The sequence below is a fragment of the Tabrizicola thermarum genome (genome assembly GCF_003574395.1).
Lineage (GTDB): Bacteria > Pseudomonadota > Alphaproteobacteria > Rhodobacterales > Rhodobacteraceae > Tabrizicola > Tabrizicola thermarum.
The window spans coordinates 17227-33754 of the sequence record NZ_QMJY01000018.1; the positions used below are offsets into that span (position 1 = coordinate 17227).

A 16528-nucleotide genomic window follows, 5' to 3' on the forward strand; every position below is an offset into this window, starting at 1 on the left:
TGCGAAGGCTGGGCGGCACTCAGAGGAGCCCGCCATGCCACGCCCAAGCGCCAACGACATCACGCAAGACCGGTTGCCGAAGATCAGCCACGGGCGCGGGGTCTATCTGTGGGATGTGGAGGGGCGGCAGTACATCGACGGTTCGGGCGGGCCGGCGGTGTTTTCCATCGGGCATGGCGACCCGCGCGTGAACGCGGCGGTGGCGGCGCAGATGGAGAAGGTGGCCTATGGCTACCGCTATCTGTTTTCCAGCGATCCGCTGGAGGAGATGAGCGACATGCTGCGCCGCTCTACCGGGCTGGCGGAGATGGTCTACACGACCTCGGGGTCCGAGGCAGTGGAAAGTGCCGTGAAGATCGCGTTGCAGTATCATTACGACCGGGGCGATCCGGCGCGGGTCAAATTCATCGCTCGGCGGCGGTCCTGGCACGGCAATACGCTGATGGCGACGGCGCTGTCGGGGTTCGAGGAGCGGCAGCGCGCCTTTGCCGGGGCCTTGCCGGTGGTCGGGCGGGTGAGTGCGGCCAATGCCTACCGGCTGCCGGAAGGGGTAAGCCGCGAGGGACTGGTTGCCCATCTGGCGGCCGAGCTGGAGGCAGAGATCCTGCGGCTGGGGCCGGAGACGGTGGCGGGCTTCATCTTCGAGCCGGTGGTGGGGGCTGCGGGCGGGGCCTTGCCTGCGCCCGAGGGTTACGCGAAGGCGGTGGCCGAGGTCTGCCGCCGCCACGGGGTGCTGGTGATCTGCGACGAGGTGATGTGCGGCTCGGGCCGGACCGGGGTCTGGCGGGCGTCGGAAGAGGACGGGATCGCGGCGGACATCATCACCGTGGCGAAGTCGCTGTCGGGGGGCTATCTGCCGCTGGGTGCTGCGATCTACAGCCGCGAGATCGCAGAGGTGATGGCGGCGGGGCATGGCGGGCCTCTGACCGGGCACACCTATACCGGGCATACCGCCTGTCTTGCGGCGGGTGTGGCGGTGCAGAAGATCGTGGCGGAAGAGGGGCTGCTGGCGCGCATCCGAGACAAGGGGCCGCGCTGGCAGGCGGAATTGCGGGCGCGGCTGGCGCATCTGCCGCAGGTGGGCGACGTGCGGGGGCGGGGGTATTTCATCGGGGTGGAAGTGGTGGCGGACCCGGCGACGAAGGCTCCGTTCGAGGCAAGCCTGGGGGTGAACGGGCGCATCCGGGCGGAAGGCCTGCGGCGGGGGCTGATCTGCTATCCCTCGGGCGGGAATGCGGACGGGGTGGCGGGGGATACGGTGATCCTGGCCCCGCCGTTCAATGCCAGCGATGCCGAACTGGACGAGATCGCGGACAAGCTGGTCGCTACGCTGGAGACGGTGCTGAACGGGTTGGCCTAGGAGCCGGAATTCGTGCGAATTCCGGTCCGATTTCCGCAGGAAATCGGCGCCCGGACGATCAGTTCAGGAAGACGGCAAACAGCATCGCATCGCCCTGGACGATGTCACTGAAGTCGCGCCAGGCCTGGCCGGACATCAGCGGGCCTTTCTCGGCATAGGGCAGCAGGCCCTCGCCCTGGATCCAGGTGATGAGGTCAACGGCGGGCGGGGTCTCGAAAGCCTTTTTCAGGTTGATCCCGGCCTCGGCCCCGAAGCGCCAGTGCGGGATGAGAAGCTCTCCCTTCAGCGCCTTTTCGGCGTTGGCCAGCACCGCCTGCCAGCGCGCGCCGGTGCCGGGCGGCATCCGCAGGCCAAGGCCGGAGGTGTGGGTATCGTTCGGCACCCATTCGCCGGTGTTGTCGGTTTCCAGCGTGACGAGCGACCAGAAGCGGCGGTTCTCCTGGATCATCGACAGGAAGTGGCCGTAGGCATCCTGGGCGAGGGCCTTGTCCGGGGTGTTCGAGAGGGCGCCCAAGACCATCGCGGCGCGGTCGACCTGGCGGCCGAACATCATGTCCATCGCGTTGTTCGGCGGCGTGGTGCCCCAAAGGGCATAGATCTGTTTCGACGAATCGAGGACGCGCTGGATCGCGGGTTCGGGGTCGTAGGCAAGCGCGGTGGAGGCGAAGCCGGAGAGGAAATGGGTGTAGGCGGCCAGCCAGGCGGCATCGGCGGTGTCGAAGGTGATGACCGGGTCTTCGACCGCGACGCCCATGCCCCGGCGGCCGCCGAGGGCCATGTCGGTGACTTCGGCGAGGTCTTCTCCCGCATCACGGGTGCCGTTGGCGTTGATGTCGAACCAGAGGTCGCTGACGCGGATCGGCAGGGCGAAGGGCTTGTCGCCCAATCGGGCCAGTGCCGCGCGTGAGGCCTCCATGTCGGCGTCGAGATTGCGGATCAGCGCGGTGAAATCGGCGGCCTGGAAGGGGATGGCGTCGGGGTTTTCCGGGATCGGCAGGCGCAGGATCGGCAGTTCCGACCAGTCGGCCTTGACCCCGGTCTTCCAGCGAAGTTGCAGGGCCTGTTCGATCCCGCCGAGGAAGTGGAGCCCGGCCAGGGCGAAGAGGTCCTCGTTGGTGGGCGAGGGCAGGGCTGCGAGGCGCGTCTCGGTCGCGGAAAGGCCGGTGCGAGCGATTTCCTCGGAGAGGGTCTCGGCGGCGGCGGGGGTGGCGAGGAGCAGGGCGAGGGCAAGCGTACGCATGGGGGGCCTCCTGTATCGGCGGGGGCGAGTGTGAAGTCGCTTGCGGATGGGCGCAAGTCGGGTTGCCCGGAACCTTCGGGTGATCTTTACCGGTTCGGGACGGCTGGCTAAAGGTCGGGGATGCGCCATGTCATCACACTGTCGACGATCCCGCCGCGCTTTGGCAGCCTTGGACCCACGCTGCTTTCGCTGCGAGCGCAATCTTCGCGGCCCGAGGCGATCGAGGTTTACATTCCGAAAGGCTATCGCCGATTTCCCGACTGGGGCGGCGGGTTGCCGGAGGTGCCCGAGGGGGTGAGGATCGTCCGCTCGGACGAGGATCATGGGCCTGCCACGAAGATCCTGCCGGCGGCGCAGGCCTATCGCGGGCAGGAGGTCGAGCTTCTGTATGTCGATGACGACCACGTCTACGGGCGGGACTGGGCGGCGAAGTCGCTTGCGCTGCGAAAGGCGCATCCCGAGGCTGTCATCTGCGCCGGGGCCACGACGGTCGACAGGTTGGGGGTGCGCTGGAAGGCGAAGGAGCCGCTGCCCCGAGCGGTCCTTGCGCCACCCCATGCGCTGCAACTCGGGTTCCAGCTGCGGCTTGCCCTGTTCCGGCTTCGCGGCGGCAAGGTGACGGCCAGGGCGCTTTTCCCGCGGTTCCGCAAGGTCGAAAGCTCGGGCTATGCCGACATCGCCGAGGGCTATGCGGGGGTCGGCATCCGGCCGGACTTCCTGGATGACGCGGCCTATGCGATCCCGGCCGTCGTCTGGGCGGTCGATGACGTCTGGCTGTCGGGTCACTATGCGCGGCGGGGCATACCGGTCTGGGCGGACAGGGAGCTGAACCTGGCGCGGGCGGTGCTGCAGTCGTCGCGGGCCGAGGCGTTGAACCGGGCGGTGATCGACGGGGCGGGGCGGGATGCGGCGAACCGGGCCTGCATCGACCACATGCGGCGGACCTACGGGATCTGGGGCGGGGTTGCGACCCAGAGCACCTGACCGCGCGGCAAGAGCATCGGGCTGCGGGTCGGGGTGAAGCCGGCGGACCGGATGGTACCGAGGACGCTGCTTTCCGGAACATGGTAGGGCGGGCGGTCGGGGTGGGTGACGACGCCGTCGGGTTGTCGCGCCGGGCCGGAGGCGTCGGAGAGGAACACAGTGAAGAGCACGCTTCGCATCAGCGGGAAGCGGCGGAGGTTCGTCAGCGCGGTGGCGAGGTCGGCGTGGGGGAGGTGGGTGAAGACGCCGAAGGCGATGGCGAGCGTGATCGTGTCGGGGATGCCGGGAAAGGCGAACCGGGCGTCCTCGATCAGGTGGTCTTCGGGGAGGCGCGCGGGGTCGGGGAGTTCGGTGAGCCGCCCGTGGCGCATCAGGGCGAGGGAGGCGTCGGTGCCCCAGTAGTGGCCGGGTCTGAGGTATGGGACGGCCTTGTGCCCCAGACGCAGCGCGCCGCAACCGATGTCGAGGAGGTGGTCCTCGGGGGTCATGCCCTGGCTGAGGAGGGCCTGCATCTGGACACGGGCGGTCTCGTCCCAGCGGCCACCGACGATGTCGCGGTGGCGGCCCCTGGCGATGGCCTCGTCATAGAAGCCGGGGGCGAGGTAGGGGGACTTAAGGCGGGTCAGGCCTTGTCGCCCTTCTTCGCGGCGGCGGCGGCCTTCATGCGGGCGAGGAGCTGTTCCTGGGTCTCGCGCGGGGGCTTGACCGCCTTGGGCGCGCCTTTCTGGGCGTGGTCGGGGCCGCGAAGGGTGCTGCGGGCACCCTTGGGGTTGCCGGATTTCGAGTAGTCCATGGGGTGGGTCCCTTCGGGGGTGGTCTGGCCCCTGGGGATGCCGGATTCGGGGGGCGGGGGCAAGGGGGCTTGTCGCGCGCCGCGCGCGGCGCGGTCAATGGGGCTAGGGAAATCAAGGGTTTGGGCGTGGGCATTTACCGGCTGTTAGGATTTCGACGGGCGCCTCCCACCCCCCTCCCCTCCCCACCGGGGGGGGACGCGCCTTGCCGTGCGGTTGGTTCCGGCGGTCAGGGGGTGCGCCTGGGCCCGGGGGAGGATGCCTCCGGCGGGAGTATTTGGGAAAAGAGCAAGAGCCGGTACGACGCGCCAGGGTTTTCCGAGGGCGCCGGGCGCCGCACCGGGCCCTGCACCGGGCATCAGCGGACCCGCATTGCGGCCTCCCCGCGACCTTCCCCTCCCCACCGGGGGAGGGGATTTGCCGTCCGGGTCTTCCTGGCGGTCATCTGGCGCGCCTGGCGCGTCGGCGGGATGCCTCCGGCGGGAGTATTTGGGAAAGGGCAAGGGCAGGCAGGGCGCAGCAGGGTGTTCCGAGGGCATCGGGAACCGCACCGGGCCTGTGGGGCAAGTCTTCGATGAGGGCCGGATCTGCGGGTCGGGTGGGGCGATCCGGTCGCGGCGCATCCGGGGGCGGCTGGTCGAGATGCCAGAGGATGCCGGGCATGAAAAAGGGCGCGCCGAGGCGCACCCTTGGGAGCCGGTCTGAAGTCCGACCTACAGATCAGGCGAGCGAGGGATCGATGCCCTTGCAGGCGGCGACGAGGCCCTTCACCGCATCGACCGACTTGTCGAACATGGCCTTTTCGGTGGCGTCGAGATTCACCTCGACCACACGCTCGACCCCGCCCGCGCCGAGGATGACGGGAACGCCGACGTAAAGACCGTCAAGCCCGTAGGCGCCCTTCACATGGGCGGCGCAGGGCAGGAGGCGTTTCTGGTCCTTGAGATAGGCTTCGGCCATTTCGACGGCCGAGGCCGCGGGGGCGTAGAAGGCCGAGCCGGTTTTCAGGAGGCCGACGATCTCGGCCCCGCCGTCACGGGTGCGCTGGACGATGGCGTCGAGTTTTTCCTGTGTGGTCCAGCCCATCGCCACGAGGTCGGGCAGCGGGATGCCGCCGACGGTGGAGTAGCGGACGGACGGCACCATCGTGTCGCCGTGGCCGCCGAGGACGAAGGCGGTCACGTCCTTCATCGAGACGTTGAATTCCAGCGACAGGAAGTGGCGGAAGCGCGCCGAGTCGAGGACCCCGGCCATGCCGACCACCTTGTTGTGCGGCAGGCCCGAAAACTCGCGCAGCGCCCAGACCATCGCGTCGAGCGGGTTGGTGATGCAGATCACGAAGGCATCGGGGCAGTTGGCCTTGATGCCCTCGCCCACCGCCTTCATCACCTTGAGGTTGATGCCGAGGAGGTCGTCGCGGCTCATCCCCGGTTTGCGGGGGACCCCGGCGGTCACGATGCAGACATCGGCGCCCTTGAGGTCGGCATAGGCATTGGTGCCGGTGAGGGAGGCGTCGAAGCCTTCGACCGGGCCGGACTGCGCGATGTCGAGCGCCTTGCCCTGCGGCGTGCCCTCGGCGATGTCGAACAGGACGACGTCGCCCAGTTCCTTGAGCGCGACGAGATGCGCAAGCGTGCCGCCGATCTGACCGGCGCCGATGAGGGCGATCTTGGGTCTGGCCATGGGTGCCTCCTATGGGGTGAATCGGGGGTTGGGTAGCCGCTTATCGGGCGTGAGTCCAGCACCGGAATGGGGTTCAGTATACCATGGTATGCGAAATTTTGCAGCTTTCGGTCGTCGGGTGGAGGCGTTAGCGGTAACGCCAGCGGAGGGCGGCATGGCGGATATCTGGTTCTGGCTGGCGGCGGTGGTTGCGGCGGCGATGGTGGGGTTGGGCAAGGGCGGGGTCCCGATCGTGGGGATGCTGGCGGTGCCGGTGATGGCGCTGGTGATGAACCCGATCGTCGCGGCGGGGATGCTGTTGCCGGTCTTCGTGGTGTCGGACGCCTTCGGGCTTTACGCCTATCGCCGGGAGTTCGACCGGCGGGTGCTGGCGATCGTGGTGCCGGGGGCGATCCTGGGCATCGGGATCGGCTGGGCCACGGCCTCGGTGGTGCCGGAGGCGGCGGTGACGTTGCTGGTGGGCGTGATCGGGCTGGCCTTTGCGCTGACCCTGATCCTGCGGCGTCCGGTCGGGGGCGCGCGGAAGCGGGCGGAGGTGGTGCCGGGTCTGTTCTGGGGCGCCGTGACGGGGTTCACGAGCTTCGTCAGCCACGCGGGCGCCCCGCCCTATCAGGTCTATACCCTGCCGCTGGGGATGCCGAAGGCGGTATTTGCCGGGACCTCGACGATTGCCTTCGCGATCATCAATGCGGTGAAGCTGGTGCCCTATTACGCGCTGGGCCAGCTGAACCCCGGCAATCTGAAGATGGCGGCGGTGCTGGCGGTACCGGCGGTGGTTGCGGTGTTCGCGGGCGTGCGGCTGGTCCGGCGGATGCCGGAAAAGCTGTTCTTTCAGGCCGTGACCTGGGCGCTTTTGCTGATCTCGCTGAAGCTGATCCGGGACGGGGTTTCGGGGCTGATCTGACCCGGATCCTGCGGGATCGGTGCTGGCCGGGCTGTGTCCGGTCGTCGGCCGTGCAATGCTGCCGGGGAGGGCCCGCCCCCCACCCTCTCCCTCCCCCACGGAGGGGGGAGGGGATCGAGATGCGCCGGGGCCTGGTCAGGAGTTTGCCGATGCTGCCCGATGCCGATGTGCTTTACGCATTGCTTGCCGCCCGGGACGGGCGCTTTGCCGGGCAGGCGTTCGTCTGCGTCATGACGACCGGGATCTTCTGCCGGATGACCTGCCCGGCGCGGACGCCGTTGCGGAAGAACGTGGCGTTCCGCGCGACGGTTGCGGAGTGCGAGGCGGCGGGTTTTCGCGCCTGCAGACGGTGCCGGCCTCAGGCGGGGTCGCCCCCGGCCGGGAGGTCTTCGGTCAGCGCCTCGTAGTTCGAGCCCGAGGCCATCAGGCACATCCGTCCGTCCGGCAGGGTCAGCGTGATGGACCAGGTGCCGGTGGCGTCGGAGGCGAAAAGCTCCATCACCGCGGCCTGACCGGCGATTCCGATCGAGCGGCGGGTTTCGCCGTAGCGGTCGGCGAGGAGGGCGGTCACCGCCTCGCGGCTGTCGCATTGCGGGGCGCCATGGGCGATGTCGGCGGCGGCGAGCATCGCGGCGAGGCCGAAGGAGAGGGCGAACATCTGCTGGGTCATGCGCGGGCCTTTCTGGCTTTGGGACGGCTCACAGGCTGCCGGGGGCCGGCTGACAGGCGGTTAACGGAGCGGACGGAGAGGGCGGCGGGACAGCGGCCGGGGAGGGCGGAACGGCCCTTCCTGCGGGGCAGGAATTTCTGCGCTGCGGCGAAAATGGGCTTGCCGTTTGTGTCCGATCCGTGCTTTCAAGCGCAAGAATGTTGCGCAGAGGTGAGTCGATGGCCAAGAGCCTTGCCCGTCCCTATCGGTCAGTCCTGTATATCCCGGCCTCGAAGGAGCGGGCGCTGGAGAAGGCGCGGGACCTGGCCGCGGATGCGATCATCTTCGATCTGGAGGATGCGGTGGCGCCGGAAGAGAAGGTCCGGGCGCGGGAGCTGCTGAGCGAGGTCCTGGCGGGCACGGACTATGGGCGGCGGGTGCGACTCGTGCGGGTGAATGGCCTTGGGACCGAGTGGGTGGACGGCGACCTTGCGGCGTTCCGGGCGCATCCGGGGGTGGATGCGGTGCTGCTGCCCAAGGTGAATGGTCCGGCGGATCTGGACGCGGTGGCGGGTCGGGTGCAGGCGCCTCTTTGGGCGATGATGGAGACGGCGAAGGGCTGCCTGAACGCGGGCGCGATTGCGGCGCATCCCCGGCTGGAGGGGATGGTGATGGGAACGAACGACCTGGCGAAGGAGCTGGGCGCGCGGCACCGCAGCGACCGGCTGCCGCTGATGGCGTCGCTGGGGGCCTGTGTGATGGCGGCGCGGGCGGAGAGCAAGGTCATCGTGGACGGGGTGTTCAACGCCTTCAGGGACGAGGCGGGCCTGCGGGTGGAATGCGAGCAGGGCCGCGACATGGGGTTCGACGGCAAGACGCTGATCCATCCCGCACAGCTGGACATCGCAAACGCGGTCTTTGCGCCGTCCGAGGAGGAGGTGGCCCTGGCCCGGCGGATGATCTCGGCCTATCGCGAGGCGCGGGCGCGGGGCGAGGGGGTGGCGGTGCTGGACGGGCGGATCGTCGAGAACCTGCATGTGGCCAGCGCCGAGGCGCTGATCGGCAAGGCCGAGACAATTGCGGCGCAGTCGATTGCGGCGGCGGCGGAATGACGGCAGTGTGGCGCCCGCAACCGATGGAGGGCAGCAATGACACTGATCGTTCTGGGACTGGCGCTGTGGTGGGGCGCGCATCTGTGGAAGCGGGTGGCCCCGGGGTCTCGGGCGCGGATGGGCGATCCGGGCAAGGGGCTGGTCGCGGTGCTGGTGCTGGCCGGCGTGGTGCTGATGGTCATCGGCTGGCGCGGCAGCGCCTGGCTGGGGATCGAGCCGGTGGAGACCGTCTTTGTCTGGGACCCGCCGCGGTTCCTGATCCACGTCAACAACCTGCTGATGCTGTTCGCTTTCTATCTGTATGCGGCCAGCGGCATGAAGACGCGGATCACCCGCGTCATCCGGCATCCGCAGCTGACGGCGGTGAAGACCTGGGCGGTGGCGCATCTTCTGGTGAACGGCGATCTGGCGGCGATCGTGCTGTTCGGCGGGCTTCTGGCCTGGGCGGTGGTCGAGGTGATCCTGATCAACCGGGCCGAGCCGCGCGGGCGGGTGCCGGAGCCTGCGCCGATGGGCAAGGAGATCGGGGCCGTCGTGGGCGCTGTCGTGGTGATGGGGGCGGTGATGCTGATCCACAACTGGCTGGGTGTGGCGCCCTGGGGCTGAGGTCGGACCGGGGGTTTCACACCCCCGGACCCCCGTGGGATATTTTTGGACAGATGAAAGACAATCCTGGTCGAATTGTCTGAGGTTTGGGGAAGATGAAGCTCTATCGGTTCCTGAGTGCGGATGACACGTCGGCCTTCTGTCACAAGGTGACGGCGGCCCTGAACAAGGGGTGGGAGCTGCATGGGTCGCCCGCTTACGCCTTCGATGCGGCCCACGGCGTGATGCGCTGCGGGCAGGCGGTGGTGAAGGAGGTGGCGGGAGACTATCACCCCGAGCTGAAGCTGGGCGAGCTATGAAGACCAATCCGGGGCGTTTCTTCGAGGATTACCGGCTGGGCGAGGTGATCCGGCACGCGGTGCCCCGAACAGTGGGTCAGGGCGAGCGGGCGCTGTATCATGCGCTGTATCCGGCGCGGGGGGCCCTGTATTCCTCGGACGAATTTGCGCGGTCGGTGGGGCTGAAGGCCAGCCCGCTGGATGATCTGGTGGCGTTTCACACGGTTTTCGGCAAGACGGTGCCGGATGTTTCGCTGAACGCGGTGGCGAATCTCGGCTATGCCGAAGGGCGCTGGCTGAAGCCGGTCTGGCCCGGGGATACGCTGCGGTCCGAGTCCGAGGTGATCGGGCTGAAGGAGACCTCCAGCGGCGCGACGGGGGTCGTCTGGGTGCGGACGAAGGGGCTGAACCAGCACGGGGACGTGGTGCTGGAGTACGTGCGCTGGGTGATGGTGCGGAAGCGGCGGCGCGAGGTGGTGATGCCGGTCGCGGTGCCGGAGCTGGCGCCGGTGGTGGACCCGGGGGCGCTGGTGGTGCCGGAGGGGCTGGACTTCAGCCGCTATGACTTTGACCTGGCGGGGGAGCCGCACCGCTGGGGGGATTACGCGGTGGGCGAGGTCATCGACCATGTCGATGCGGTGACGGTCGAGGAAGCCGAGCACATGCTGGCGACGCGGTTGTGGCAGAACACCTCGAAGGTGCATTTCGACGTGGGCCAGCGCGAGGACGGGCGGCGGCTGATCTATGGCGGGCATGTGATCAGCCTGGCGCGGGCCCTGTCGTTCAACGGCCTGGCCAATGCGCAGATGATCGTGGCGCTGAACGCAGGCGCCCATGCGAACCCGTGCTTTGCCGGGGATACGGTGCGGGCCTGGTCGGAGGTGCTGGACAAGGCCGAGACCCCGGTGCCCTCGGTGGGGGCCCTGCGGCTGCGGCTGGTGGCGACGAAGGGTGCGGCGGGGGCCTTGCGGGGGCCGGAGGGCAGGTATCTGCCCGAAGTGCTGCTGGACCTGGACTACTGGGCGCTGGTGCCGGTCTGAGTCGCGCAGCGGCGGCGAGCGGCGTATTCTGTGATCACGGATTTTCAAGGCGTGATCACAAAGCGCGGAAATCGTGCTCCGCTAGCGGCAACATGCTGCAATCGCGGCATTCGCTGCGTGACACGGGCGAAATCCGCGCTATTCAGAAGAATGAACGACAGCCAGGTGCTGCCCCGGGGGGGCCGCGCCGCCAGACGTGAGGACCGACCATGGCAGACGTGAAGCAGGCGGCGCGACCCCTGTCGCCCCATCTTCAGATCTATCGCTGGCAAGTGCCGATGCTGACCTCGATCCTGACGCGGATCACCGGGCACGCGCTGATCGCGGGCGTGGTGCTGGGGGTCTGGTGGCTGCTGGCGGCGGCGACATCGGACGCCTATTTCGCGGTGGCGAACGCGGTGGCGACGAGCTGGTTCGGCGATCTGGTGTTCACCGGGTCCTTGTGGGCGGTGTGGTATCACTATCTCGCCGGGCTTCGGCACCTTTACTATGACGCGGGCCGGGGCCTCGATATTCCGACGGCGGAAAAGCTGGGCTGGGCCGTCATCATCGGGTCGGTCGTGCTGACTGTGATCACAATTCTTCTGGTGCAGTGAGGGAGGCCGTCATGCGCTATATCACCCCCCGCAAGCGGGCCGAGGGCCGGGGTGCTGCCCATCACGGGACGGAGCATCATTGGTCGATGACGGTGTCCTCGGTCGGCCTCGCCTTCCTGGTGCCGGTCTGGCTGTATGTCTTCGGGCGCGCGCTGGGCCAAAGCCGGGAGGCGGTGGTCGCCACCTTCGGCAGCCCCTTCCCGGCGATCCTGACGGCGCTGCTGCTGGTCGTCGGGATGCGGCATTTCGCCATGGGTGCGACCACGATGATCGAGGATTATTCCAGGGGCTCGGCGCGGAAGATGCTGATCATCTTCGTGACCTGTCTTGCCTGGGTGATCGCCGCGACGGGGCTGTTCGCCCTGGCCCGCATGGCTCTGTAAGGATCTGATGATGACCGCCTATCCGTATGAGACGCATGAATATGACGTGGTCGTGGTGGGGGCCGGCGGCGCCGGTCTGCGCGCGACCCTGGGCATGGCCGAGCAGGGGCTGCGCACGGCCTGCGTGACCAAGGTCTTCCCGACCCGGTCGCACACTGTGGCGGCGCAGGGGGGGATTGCGGCGAGCCTTGGCAACATGGGGCCGGACCACTGGCAATGGCACATGTACGACACGGTGAAGGGGTCGGACTGGCTGGGCGATACGGACGCGATGGAGTATCTGGCGCGCGAGGCCCCGAAGGCTGTTTACGAGCTGGAGCATTACGGGGTGCCCTTCAGCCGCACCGAAGAGGGCAAGATCTATCAGCGGCCCTTTGGCGGGCACACGACCGAGTTCGGCAACGGGCCTCCGGTGCAGCGGACCTGCGCGGCGGCGGACCGGACGGGGCATGCGATTCTGCATACTCTGTACGGGCAGAGCCTGAAGAACAACGCGGAGTTCTACATCGAGTATTTCGCCATCGACCTCATCATCACCGACGGGGCCTGCACCGGCGTTGTTGCCTGGAAGCTGGATGATGGCACGATCCATGTCTTCAACGCGAAGATGGTGGTGCTGGCGACGGGCGGCTATGGCCGGGCCTATTTCAGCGCGACCTCGGCGCATACCTGCACCGGGGACGGCGGCGGGATGGTGGCGCGGGCCGGTCTGCCCTTGCAGGACATGGAGTTCGTGCAGTTCCACCCGACCGGCATCTATGGCTCGGGGTGCCTCATCACCGAAGGCGCGCGCGGCGAGGGCGGCTATCTGACCAACAGCGAGGGCGAGCGGTTCATGGAACGCTATGCGCCGCATTACAAGGACCTCGCGCCGCGCGACTATGTCAGCCGCTGCATGACGATCGAAATCCGGGAAGGCCGGGGGGTGGGGCCGAACAAGGACCATATCCACCTGAACCTGTCGCACCTGCCGAAGGAATCGCTGGAGCAGCGCCTGCCGGGGATCACCGAGAGCGCGCGCATCTTCGCGGGCGTGGACCTGCACAAGGAGCCGATCCCGGTGCTGCCCACGGTGCATTACAACATGGGCGGCATCCCCACGAACTATTGGGGCGAGGTGCTGAACCCGACGAAGGACAACCCCGATGCGGTGTTCCCCGGGCTGATGGCGGTGGGCGAGGCGGGCTGTGCATCCGTGCATGGCGCGAACCGGCTGGGATCGAACAGCCTGATCGACCTGGTGGTCTTCGGCCGCGCTGCCGCGATCCGCGCCGGGCAGGTGGTGGACCGGGGCGCCTCGGTCCCCGCGACCAACAAGGCCGAGGTGGACAAGGCCCTGGCCCGGTTCGACGCGCTGCGCCATGCGAACGGGGCGGTGCCGACGGCCGAGTTGCGGCTGGAGATGCAGCGCACGATGCAGGCCGATGCGGCGGTGTTCCGGGCCGAGGAGACCCTGGCGGAGGGCGAGAAGAAGATGACGGCGATCGCGGGCAAGATGGGCGACCTGCATGTCACCGACCGCAGCCTGATCTGGAACAGCGACCTGATGGAGACGCTGGAGCTGACCAACCTGATGCCGAACGCGCTGGCGACGATCTACGCGGCGCATGCCCGGACCGAAAGCCGCGGCGCCCATGCGCACGAGGACTATCCGGCCCGTGACGATGTCAACTGGCGCAAACATTCGCTGGCCTGGGTGGCTGGCAACAAGGTGACGCTTGACTACCGCCCGGTGCACGGAGACCCTCTGACCAGCGAGGCAGAGGGCGGGATCCCCCTGGCCAAGATCGCCCCGGCGGAAAGGAAGTTCTGATGGCAGTCACGCTGCCGAGCCCGGAAGAAGCGCCGTTCGGGACCTTTTCGCCCGATACGGTGGCCCGTCTGGTGCTGGGCAAGCGTGACTTCAACCGCCCGCGCCGGGCTTGGCCCCTTTGGCGCAAGCTGGGGCGCGCGTGGTTGCACCGGTCGCGGCGGATTTTCGACGTGACCTATCATGGCTTTCGACTGCGACTGCACCCGGCTACCAACGCCGGGGACGAAGGCATAGTTCTGAACGGCATCCATGGCGAGGAGGATGAATTTGCCCGCGTGGCTGAGCGTGTGGCGGCCTATGAGAACTTCATCGACATTGGGGCCAACATCGGACTTTACAGCCTGATCGCGGCGCGGTTCCTGCCGGAAGGTCGGTCGATCATTGCCTTCGAGCCGGATCCCGGCACCGCGCGGCGGTTGCGGATCAACCTGGCGCTGAACGGCGTGACGCGGGTCGAGATCGTGCAGGCGGCGGTGTCGCCCGAACGGGGCGAGATGACGATCTACCGGGCACCGCACAGCATCGGGCTGACCAGTGCCAACAAACGGTTCGACGACTGGATCGAAGAGAGGGTGCCGACTGTGCCCTTGGCCGAGCGGGGTATCACCCGGATCGGGATGCTGAAGATCGACATCGAGGGGTTCGAGGACCAGGAGCTGCTGCCCTATTTCGACACGATGCCGCCCGAGGCATGGCCGCGCTATATCCTGATCGAGGTCTGCCACCACAAGTACTGGAAGCGCGACGTGGTGGCCGAACTGCGCGCAAAGGGCTACCGCGAAGTCTTCAGCAACATCCGCAACCTGCATTTCGAACGGGAAGGAGACCGGGCGTGACACGACTTCTGGGTTTTGTGGCCTTGCTGGGAACGCTGGCCGCCTGCGACCCGGCGGAACTGGTGCAGGACACGCTGAAGCGCACGGCGCATACGGTGGTGTTCCCGGTGGTGAACATCGACATGCCGGCGGAACCGGCGCGGAAGGCGACGAAATGCATCCTCGACGCGGCAAGCGAGGAGGAGTTGCGGCTTCTGGCGCGGGATGTGGGGGTGGAGGCCGGCACTTCGACCAAGGCCACCATCCGCGAGATCGCCGGGCGTCCGGCGGCGCGGGCCTGTTATGCGGCGAACGGCGTGCCGCCTCTGGTGGGCGGCTGACCGCGGGATGGCAGAGCGGGCGGCATCGAAGGGGCGCATCAAGCCGGACCTGAGGGTCGCGGTCGTCTTCTTCGGCATCACGCGCGCCTTGCGGCTGACCCTGCCCGCGATCGAGGCCAACATCATCGCCCCGGCCCGCGCCATCGCGCAAGAGGTGCGGCTGTTCGGGCATTTCTTCCGGCAGACGGAAATCAGCAATCCCCGCTCGGGCGAAAGCGGCGCGCTGGACCCCGAGGAATACCGGCTTCTGGCGCTGGACGCGGTGGAGATCGAGGAGCCGGGCGCCTGTCTGGACCTGTATCCGGTGGCCGAGATGCAGGCGAAGGGCGACATCTGGCGCGACGATTTCGCGTCGTTCAGGAACCTCGTGCACCAGCTGCATTCGTTGAAACGGGCAACTCTGCTGGCCGAAGGGGTCCGGCCCGACATCGTGATCTTCGCCCGGCCGGACCTGCTTTACCATGACAGCATGGCCGAGGCTCTGGACTTTCTGGCGCGCGTGCATCGGCAGTTCGTGCTGGTGCCGGACTGGTCGCAGTGGTTCGGGCTGAACGACCGCTTTGCGCTGGTGAAGGGGGCGGAGGCGATCGCGGCCTATGGCAGGCGGGCCGAGCGGATGGGCGAATATTGTGCGCGGGGCAAGCGGCTTCATGCCGAACGCTTCCTGAAATACGCGCTGGAGGGTCAGCGGGTGCGCCCGGTGCATCTGCGCGCCTCGCGCGTGAGGTCGAACGGGTTGCAGGTGCTGGAAGATTTCACCCCCGGTCGCGGGCCGATGGGCAAGCCGGACCTCGTGCCGCTGGGGACGATCCGGGCCGAGACGCCTGTGGCGAGGAGTGCATGATGAAACAGGGGATCGCGGCAGGGCTGCTTCTGGCGTCGCTGGTTCTGGGTGCCTGCGGGCCGATGTCGCTGGCCGAGGCCGAGCGGCAGTGCTTTGAGCGCGCGCGGCTGGCCAAGCAGCCCCGGGGCGAGGTGTCGGTCGGCGTGGGCTCGGGCGGGCGGACTTCGGCGGGGCTGGAGCTGAACGTGAGTTCGGATTTCCTGCTGGGCCGCGACCCCTCGGCGGTCTATGAGTCCTGCGTGATGCAGAAGGCGGGCGAGCCGCCGAGCAGACCCCTGTATGCAAGGCCGGACTGGCGGTGATGGCCCAGGATGTGATCCCCACGCCCGACCCGAAGGCCGTGCGCTTCGCCAGAGGTGCGCTGGAGCGCATCCGGCGGCGGCGTGTGCGCGAGTTCGAGGCGATGGTGGCGACCGGCTTCACCCGGACCTGTCCGGTCTGCGGCTATGTGGGCGAGTTTGCCCCGGTCGGCGAGCCGCCGCGTCTGGACGGGTTGTGCCCCCTGTGCCGGTCGCGGGAACGCCATCGCCTGTTCAAGCTGTGGATCGACCGGCGGGGGGGCATCGGCAAGGAGATGTCGGTGCTGCATTTCGCGCCGGAACCGATGTTCGAGCCGATCCTGCGGGGGTTGGCGGGCACCTATGTCACCGCCGATTTCATGCGCAGGAAGGTCGACCGCAAGCTGAACATCGAGGCTCTGGAGCTGGAGGATGCCAGTTTCGACCTGATCGTCGCACATCAGATCCTGGAACATGTGGATCATCACAAGGCGCTGGCCGAGTGTTTCCGGTGCCTGAGGCCCGGCGGTCGGCTGGTGGTGACGACCCCCGTGATCGAGGCCTGGGCGACGACCTATGTCAATCCGGCCATCACCACCCCGCGCGAGCGGATGCTGCATTTCGGCCAGAAGGATCACAGCCGCTATTTCGGCCGCGACCTGAAGGATCACATGCGCGCGGCCGGGTTCGAGCTTTACGAATTCGTCTCGGTCGAGCCGGACGTTTCCACCTATTCCCTCATGCGCGGCGAGACCTTGTACGAGCTGACGAAACCCGCCGCACCGAACCCCAAGACCAGGAAAGGCTGAGA

At 67.9% G+C, this 16528-nt stretch carries 21 protein-coding genes; 16 read left to right on the top strand and 5 right to left on the bottom strand.

Features of this window, described 5'->3' with window-relative positions; all coding sequences use genetic code 11:
* Window positions 1-34 precede the first annotated feature (34 nt).
* Window positions 35-1360 (top strand): aminotransferase family protein, encoded by a 1326-nt coding sequence (locus tag D5084_RS08290; RefSeq protein WP_162302405.1) that lies wholly within the window; start codon window positions 35-37, stop codon window positions 1358-1360.
* A 58-nt stretch (window positions 1361-1418) separates the two neighbouring features.
* On the opposite strand, the gene D5084_RS08295 is transcribed toward D5084_RS08290, so the two are convergent.
* A complete protein-coding gene (locus D5084_RS08295; protein ID WP_128515060.1) occupies window positions 1419-2600 on the bottom strand; it encodes a hypothetical protein in 1182 nt (393 codons plus the stop codon).
* A 120-nt stretch (window positions 2601-2720) separates the two neighbouring features.
* Here D5084_RS08295 and D5084_RS08300 point away from each other — a divergent pair, with 120 nt between their 5' ends.
* Window positions 2721-3584, top strand: a complete 864-nt coding sequence (locus D5084_RS08300; protein WP_128515061.1) for a glycosyltransferase family A protein — start codon at window positions 2721-2723, stop codon at window positions 3582-3584.
* Here the strand turns inward: D5084_RS08300 and D5084_RS08305 are convergent.
* The 3 genes from D5084_RS08305 to mdh all read right to left on the bottom strand — a co-directional run bounded on the left by D5084_RS08305 (window position 3545) and on the right by mdh (window position 6058).
* On the bottom strand, window positions 3545-4096 hold the full coding sequence (locus D5084_RS08305; protein ID WP_238382575.1) for a class I SAM-dependent methyltransferase: 552 nt from the start codon (window positions 4094-4096) through the stop codon (window positions 3545-3547). The genes D5084_RS08300 and D5084_RS08305 overlap by 40 nt on opposite strands.
* 110 nt (window positions 4097-4206) lie before the next feature.
* Window positions 4207-4440, bottom strand: coding sequence for a hypothetical protein (locus tag D5084_RS08310; RefSeq protein ID WP_128515063.1), 234 nt, complete (start codon window positions 4438-4440; stop codon window positions 4207-4209).
* Window positions 4441-5095: 655 nt separating this feature from the next.
* Window positions 5096-6058, bottom strand: a complete 963-nt coding sequence (gene mdh, locus D5084_RS08315) for a malate dehydrogenase (protein WP_128515064.1) — start codon at window positions 6056-6058, stop codon at window positions 5096-5098.
* A gap of 154 nt (window positions 6059-6212) precedes the next feature.
* On the opposite strand from mdh, the gene D5084_RS08320 reads away from it, so the two are divergent.
* Both D5084_RS08320 and D5084_RS08325 read left to right on the top strand, forming a co-directional pair.
* Window positions 6213-6962: a sulfite exporter TauE/SafE family protein gene (locus D5084_RS08320; RefSeq protein ID WP_128515065.1), complete on the top strand. Its 750-nt coding sequence runs from the start codon at window positions 6213-6215 to the stop codon at window positions 6960-6962.
* Between the two features lie 149 nt (window positions 6963-7111).
* Entirely contained in the window at window positions 7112-7369 is a 258-nt protein-coding gene (locus tag D5084_RS08325) for an Ada metal-binding domain-containing protein (protein ID WP_128515066.1), read from the top strand.
* Here D5084_RS08325 and D5084_RS08330 read toward each other — a convergent pair.
* A complete protein-coding gene (locus tag D5084_RS08330; RefSeq protein ID WP_128515067.1) occupies window positions 7321-7632 on the bottom strand; it encodes a hypothetical protein in 312 nt (103 codons plus the stop codon). The two genes, D5084_RS08325 and D5084_RS08330, sit on opposite strands and share 49 nt — an antisense overlap.
* Before the next feature lie 218 nt (window positions 7633-7850).
* Between D5084_RS08330 and D5084_RS08335 the strand changes: the two genes are divergently transcribed.
* The 12 genes from D5084_RS08335 to D5084_RS08390 all read left to right on the top strand — a co-directional run bounded on the left by D5084_RS08335 (window position 7851) and on the right by D5084_RS08390 (window position 16526).
* Window positions 7851-8723 (top strand): HpcH/HpaI aldolase/citrate lyase family protein, encoded by an 873-nt coding sequence (locus D5084_RS08335; RefSeq protein WP_128515068.1) that lies wholly within the window; start codon window positions 7851-7853, stop codon window positions 8721-8723.
* A 36-nt stretch (window positions 8724-8759) separates the two neighbouring features.
* On the top strand, window positions 8760-9329 hold the full coding sequence (locus tag D5084_RS08340) for an NnrU family protein (protein WP_128515069.1): 570 nt from the start codon (window positions 8760-8762) through the stop codon (window positions 9327-9329).
* Between the two features lie 95 nt (window positions 9330-9424).
* On the top strand, window positions 9425-9628 hold the full coding sequence (locus D5084_RS08345) for a DUF1737 domain-containing protein (RefSeq protein WP_128515070.1): 204 nt from the start codon (window positions 9425-9427) through the stop codon (window positions 9626-9628).
* A complete protein-coding gene (locus tag D5084_RS08350; RefSeq protein ID WP_128515071.1) occupies window positions 9625-10647 on the top strand; it encodes a MaoC family dehydratase in 1023 nt (340 codons plus the stop codon). Before D5084_RS08345 ends, D5084_RS08350 begins: the two co-directional genes overlap by 4 nt.
* Window positions 10648-10856: 209 nt before the next feature.
* Complete coding sequence (sdhC, locus tag D5084_RS08355) at window positions 10857-11243, top strand: succinate dehydrogenase, cytochrome b556 subunit (RefSeq protein ID WP_128515072.1); 387 nt, start codon at window positions 10857-10859, stop codon at window positions 11241-11243.
* 11 nt (window positions 11244-11254) lie between these two features.
* Window positions 11255-11626, top strand: a complete 372-nt coding sequence (gene sdhD, locus D5084_RS08360) for a succinate dehydrogenase, hydrophobic membrane anchor protein (protein ID WP_128515073.1) — start codon at window positions 11255-11257, stop codon at window positions 11624-11626.
* Window positions 11627-11636: 10 nt separating this feature from the next.
* Window positions 11637-13439 carry a succinate dehydrogenase flavoprotein subunit gene (gene sdhA / locus D5084_RS08365; RefSeq protein WP_128515074.1) on the top strand — a complete coding sequence of 601 codons (1803 nt, stop codon included), beginning with the start codon at window positions 11637-11639 and terminating at the stop codon, window positions 13437-13439.
* A complete protein-coding gene (locus D5084_RS08370; protein WP_128515075.1) occupies window positions 13439-14275 on the top strand; it encodes an FkbM family methyltransferase in 837 nt (278 codons plus the stop codon). The genes sdhA and D5084_RS08370 overlap by 1 nt, the downstream gene beginning before the upstream one ends.
* Window positions 14272-14595, top strand: a complete 324-nt coding sequence (locus D5084_RS08375) for a hypothetical protein (RefSeq protein ID WP_128515076.1) — start codon at window positions 14272-14274, stop codon at window positions 14593-14595. Before D5084_RS08370 ends, D5084_RS08375 begins: the two co-directional genes overlap by 4 nt.
* A 7-nt stretch (window positions 14596-14602) precedes the next feature.
* Window positions 14603-15439: a hypothetical protein gene (locus tag D5084_RS08380; RefSeq protein ID WP_128515077.1), complete on the top strand. Its 837-nt coding sequence runs from the start codon at window positions 14603-14605 to the stop codon at window positions 15437-15439.
* Complete coding sequence (locus D5084_RS08385) at window positions 15439-15741, top strand: hypothetical protein (RefSeq protein ID WP_128515078.1); 303 nt, start codon at window positions 15439-15441, stop codon at window positions 15739-15741. The genes D5084_RS08380 and D5084_RS08385 overlap by 1 nt, the downstream gene beginning before the upstream one ends.
* Window positions 15741-16526 (top strand): methyltransferase domain-containing protein, encoded by a 786-nt coding sequence (locus D5084_RS08390; RefSeq protein WP_128515079.1) that lies wholly within the window; start codon window positions 15741-15743, stop codon window positions 16524-16526. Before D5084_RS08385 ends, D5084_RS08390 begins: the two co-directional genes overlap by 1 nt.
* The last annotated feature ends 2 nt before the right edge of the window (window positions 16527-16528 follow it).

Excerpts from the sequence above, each read along its gene's own strand:
- D5084_RS08370 (WP_128515075.1), top strand. The coding sequence starts at position 13,439 with ATGGCAGTCACGCTGCCGAGCCCGGAAGAAGCGCCGTTCGGGACCTTT.
- sdhC (WP_128515072.1), top strand. The coding sequence starts at position 10,857 with ATGGCAGACGTGAAGCAGGCGGCGCGACCCCTGTCGCCCCATCTTCAG.
- D5084_RS08345 (WP_128515070.1), top strand. The coding sequence starts at position 9,425 with ATGAAGCTCTATCGGTTCCTGAGTGCGGATGACACGTCGGCCTTCTGT.
- D5084_RS08390 (WP_128515079.1), top strand. The coding sequence starts at position 15,741 with ATGGCCCAGGATGTGATCCCCACGCCCGACCCGAAGGCCGTGCGCTTC.
- D5084_RS08305 (WP_238382575.1), bottom strand. The coding sequence starts at position 4,096 with ATGCAGGCCCTCCTCAGCCAGGGCATGACCCCCGAGGACCACCTCCTC.
- D5084_RS08380 (WP_128515077.1), top strand. The coding sequence starts at position 14,603 with ATGGCAGAGCGGGCGGCATCGAAGGGGCGCATCAAGCCGGACCTGAGG.
- D5084_RS08330 (WP_128515067.1), bottom strand. The coding sequence starts at position 7,632 with ATGACCCAGCAGATGTTCGCCCTCTCCTTCGGCCTCGCCGCGATGCTC.
- D5084_RS08325 (WP_128515066.1), top strand. The coding sequence starts at position 7,112 with ATGCTGCCCGATGCCGATGTGCTTTACGCATTGCTTGCCGCCCGGGAC.
- D5084_RS08350 (WP_128515071.1), top strand. The coding sequence starts at position 9,625 with ATGAAGACCAATCCGGGGCGTTTCTTCGAGGATTACCGGCTGGGCGAG.
- D5084_RS08300 (WP_128515061.1), top strand. The coding sequence starts at position 2,721 with ATGCGCCATGTCATCACACTGTCGACGATCCCGCCGCGCTTTGGCAGC.
- sdhA (WP_128515074.1), top strand. The coding sequence starts at position 11,637 with ATGACCGCCTATCCGTATGAGACGCATGAATATGACGTGGTCGTGGTG.
- D5084_RS08385 (WP_128515078.1), top strand. The coding sequence starts at position 15,439 with ATGAAACAGGGGATCGCGGCAGGGCTGCTTCTGGCGTCGCTGGTTCTG.
- D5084_RS08335 (WP_128515068.1), top strand. The coding sequence starts at position 7,851 with ATGGCCAAGAGCCTTGCCCGTCCCTATCGGTCAGTCCTGTATATCCCG.
- D5084_RS08290 (WP_162302405.1), top strand. The coding sequence starts at position 35 with ATGCCACGCCCAAGCGCCAACGACATCACGCAAGACCGGTTGCCGAAG.
- mdh (WP_128515064.1), bottom strand. The coding sequence starts at position 6,058 with ATGGCCAGACCCAAGATCGCCCTCATCGGCGCCGGTCAGATCGGCGGC.
- sdhD (WP_128515073.1), top strand. The coding sequence starts at position 11,255 with ATGCGCTATATCACCCCCCGCAAGCGGGCCGAGGGCCGGGGTGCTGCC.
- D5084_RS08340 (WP_128515069.1), top strand. The coding sequence starts at position 8,760 with ATGACACTGATCGTTCTGGGACTGGCGCTGTGGTGGGGCGCGCATCTG.
- D5084_RS08295 (WP_128515060.1), bottom strand. The coding sequence starts at position 2,600 with ATGCGTACGCTTGCCCTCGCCCTGCTCCTCGCCACCCCCGCCGCCGCC.
- D5084_RS08320 (WP_128515065.1), top strand. The coding sequence starts at position 6,213 with ATGGCGGATATCTGGTTCTGGCTGGCGGCGGTGGTTGCGGCGGCGATG.